The 3443-nt window shown below is 71.6% G+C and carries 3 protein-coding genes; 2 read left to right on the forward strand and 1 reads right to left on the reverse strand.

All coding sequences use genetic code 11. The features are described 5' to 3' along the window. Positions 1 to 242 precede the first annotated feature (242 nt). Together MXD58_RS23210 and MXD58_RS23215 are read left to right on the forward strand one after the other, a co-directional pair. Entirely contained in the window at positions 243 to 1037 is a 795-nt protein-coding gene (locus MXD58_RS23210) for a GNAT family N-acetyltransferase (RefSeq protein ID WP_284678778.1), read from the forward strand. A gap of 622 nt (positions 1038 to 1659) precedes the next feature. Further along, positions 1660 to 2136, forward strand: coding sequence for a pyridoxamine 5'-phosphate oxidase family protein (locus MXD58_RS23215; protein ID WP_248839033.1), 477 nt, complete (start codon positions 1660 to 1662; stop codon positions 2134 to 2136). A gap of 1028 nt (positions 2137 to 3164) precedes the next feature. Here the strand turns inward: MXD58_RS23215 and MXD58_RS23220 are convergent. Continuing rightward, positions 3165 to 3443: hypothetical protein (locus tag MXD58_RS23220; protein ID WP_250609915.1), on the reverse strand; the 279-nt coding region annotated here is incomplete at its 5' end.

Here is a 3443-nt window from a genome sequence, read left to right on the forward strand (position 1 = left end):
ACCGGCACGGACCGAGACCACGCCGACCGAAACCGGCACGGACCGAGACCACGCCGACCGAAACCGGCACGGACCGAGACCACGCCGACCGAAACCGGCACGGACCGATCCGAGTCCGTCGGGACCGTGCCGGACCGAGCCGGATCCGCCGGGAGCAGGCTGGAAGGCGCGGGCCGCCCGGTACGTTGACATCGCCGGCAGGTCCGACCCGCCCGGCGGAAGGAACCAGGAACGCGGTGAGCATGCGACATGTGCTGGACAACCCCGTCCGGGCGGCCCTGCTCGGACCGCACGCGGGTCTCGCCGTCCGCCGCGGCGGCGTGCTGTGCTATCCGCCTGATGTCTGCCCGTTCGTCGGCCTTCCCGACGAACCGGACGAGGACTCCTGGCGGGACGTCGCCGCGCAGCTCGGCCCCGGCGCTCTGGTGCCGTACTTCGGCGTGGACGCCACCCCGCCCGCCGGCTGGGAGGCCCCCGGCTTCGGGCCCGGCGTGCAGATGATCGACGTCGGGGTCGACGCGACGCCCGACGCCGAGGCGGTCACGCTCACCGCGGCGGACGTCGCGGAGATGCTCGACCTGGTCGCCCGGACCCGTCCCGGGCCGTTCCTGCCCCGCACCATCGTGATGGGCACCTATCTCGGCATCCGCCGGGGCGGCGCGCTCGTCGCGATGGCCGGCGAACGCCTGCACCCCCCGGGCTGGACCGAGATCAGCGCCGTATGCACCGACCCGGCCCAGCAGGGCAACGGCTTCGCCGGCCGGCTCGTCCGCGCCGTCGCCGCCGGGATCCGCGCCCGCGGGGAGCAGCCGTTCCTGCACTCGGCCGCGTCGAACACCCGCGCCATCGCTCTCTACGCGGCGCTCGGCTTCGAGGTGCGACGGCGGGTCGACTTCCAGGCCGCGTGCGTGCCCGCGGTGCCCGCCCAGACCGAGCCGCCACCCGCCACACCCGCCACGTCACCGGCCACCACACCCGCCACGTCACCGGCCACACGGGCCCGGCCCGGCCAGGCCCCCACCGGCGAGGCCCGCTAGACGATGCCCGCCAGACCATGCCCGCCAAGCGAAGCCCGCCAAGCGAAGCCCGCCAAGCGATGCCCGCCAGACCATGCCCGCCAAGCGATGCCCGCCAGACCATGCCCGCCAGACGATGCCCGCCAGGCGGCTTTTCGTGAATCTTGAGTCGGACGCCATCCTGGTCTCCTCCTCCAGCGTGGTGTCCACTCCGTCCCTACCGCGTGGCCACGGCGATCATCACGGTGGTGGTCGCGGGCACTCAGCGCTCCCGCCGTCCGCCCCGACATCACCCACAGCCACCAGCGTCCGCCGGTTGCGCGTGGCTGAGCCGCTACCGGCCGCTTCTACAGGGATAAATCGGACGCAGAGCCCGTCAGAAGCGGCCGGAAGCCTCTCTCCCACGCAACGCACAGACATTCCGCCCAGATAGCGGCACCCACGGTTGCATAGCGTGTGACGTCGCTTGCTGTCGTGGCGTGGTCACATCGACGGGTCACCACCGTGCCGGAGAGCCCGGCCAGTGGGCGACGATCGGCCCCCGACCCGCCCGCGGCGAGCACCTACCGTCGAGGGCGGCGTCGCCGAACGGCCCCTGCGCCCCGGCGGTCCGGACGCCCATCGAACGGACGAGGGGAACACGATGACATCGACCGGTGCGGGTACGGCGAACGTGGGCACGTCGGGGCTGACCGGCGACGGGGGCGCCGTCCTCGACCACGCCGGCTGCGGCGTCCTGCCCGCCGACACCTGCGGATGGCTGCTCGCGGGCGAGGCCGTCGGCCGGGTCGCCTTCCGCTCGGACGGCGAGATCCTGATCCTGCCGGTCAACTACGTGCTGGACGGGGACGCCATCGCCTTCCGCACGGCGGAGGGCTCGAAGCTCGCCGTGGCTCTGGAGGAGGACGCCGTCGGCTTCGAGGTCGACGGGCACGACCCGGTGGCCCGCACGGGATGGAGCGTCCTGGTCAGCGGCCGGGCGGTGCGGGTGACCGATGCCGAGACGCTGGCCCGACTGGAGGCGACCGGGCTGGCTCCGTGGGCCAACCGGATCGATCATCCGCACTGGGTGCGGATCCTGCCCGAGTCGATGACCGGCCGGCTCGTCGCGCACGTCTGAGGCGATCCGCCCGGATACGGCCACCTGGCGACGCCATCCGGCTTCATGGTGAATCGGGCGGCCAAGCCCTCTCCCCCACCCGCACCGAAGGTCCTGGACATCACCCGAGGCGCCGCCCGTGGCGGGGATCCACTGCCACGGGCATCACCGTGCGCCCGAAAGACGACACCTTCGGCCACCCATCGGCCACGGACCGAGAATGCGCTTTGACGCGGGACACCCGGATGATGTCCGGACGAACAAGCCGCGCACAACCTTTTGACACTCTGCGCGACCTCAACGGCGCCGAGATGGGACAAGCACCACCCCAATTCGGCAAATGATTATGAAACTCTGCGGTGCCTGCTCGTACCCGCGGCCACATTTTCCGCTCACCGTGTGCACTCCGCCCCCGCCCCGCCGCCGTCCAAGGCGACCCGTCCGCTCCCGGTGCCGCACCTAGGACAATGCGCGATTGGCACGCTGACCAGCGCCATCACAATCGGCGGAGGCCGCGCGGCGCACTCACGGCGATCGGCCGGCATGGGACGGACAGTCGTATCGCCGCCGCCGGGTCCGGACGGCCGCGTCGACGTCACGGCCACCTCGGGTACCGGCGCTCGGTCCGCGCGCGTCGGTCCGAGGCCGCCGCGCTGGCACCGGACTACGCCCGCCGCCGGCCCGCGCGACGGGCAGCGGCCCTCCCACGGGCGTGACGACCCGACCCGCAGGTCAGCCGGGCCCGCACTCACCGCCGCCTGCGCCGCGGTGAACTCCGAGCTGAGGCCACCTACGATCCATGGCCACGCCACGGTAATTCCGCCCCTGAACCGGGCGCGAAGAACGTGACAACGCGATGGGATTGACACCTTCCCATCGGGATACCGGATCTCCAACCTCCGCCTGGGCCTCCACGACAAAATGCTCTGCACACAGCAGACCAGCGGCGATCATCATCCGTCCGGTCCCGCAACGCACGGCCCGATCTCCCCATTCGCGCGTTTCACAGTAGCTGCCTCCGGCGAATCACCGTAGCTGCCTCCGGCGAATCACCCCCGCCCAGAACGACGCTGATCAACGGTGTCCAGGATGGCCTGATAATCATCTTCAGGAGCCGGAATCGGAACCCTCCGGACACCTTTCGTTCCAGCCGGCGGTTCATCAGGAGAGCCAGTAACTCCGTCATCGCAGAATTCCCCCTCGGCCCGCCACACATCGAATTCACGAACCGTGCCGGACACGTGGCCCGGCGCGCGCCGACCGATATCTGAAAACACGGCCGACGGCCGGTCCGCGGTCGTGGCCGGCGCGGCGCGATGGCGCCGGGC

It is taken from the genome of Frankia sp. AgKG'84/4, assembly GCF_023242965.2.
In the GTDB taxonomy this organism is placed as follows: Bacteria; Actinomycetota; Actinomycetes; order Frankiales; family Frankiaceae; genus Frankia.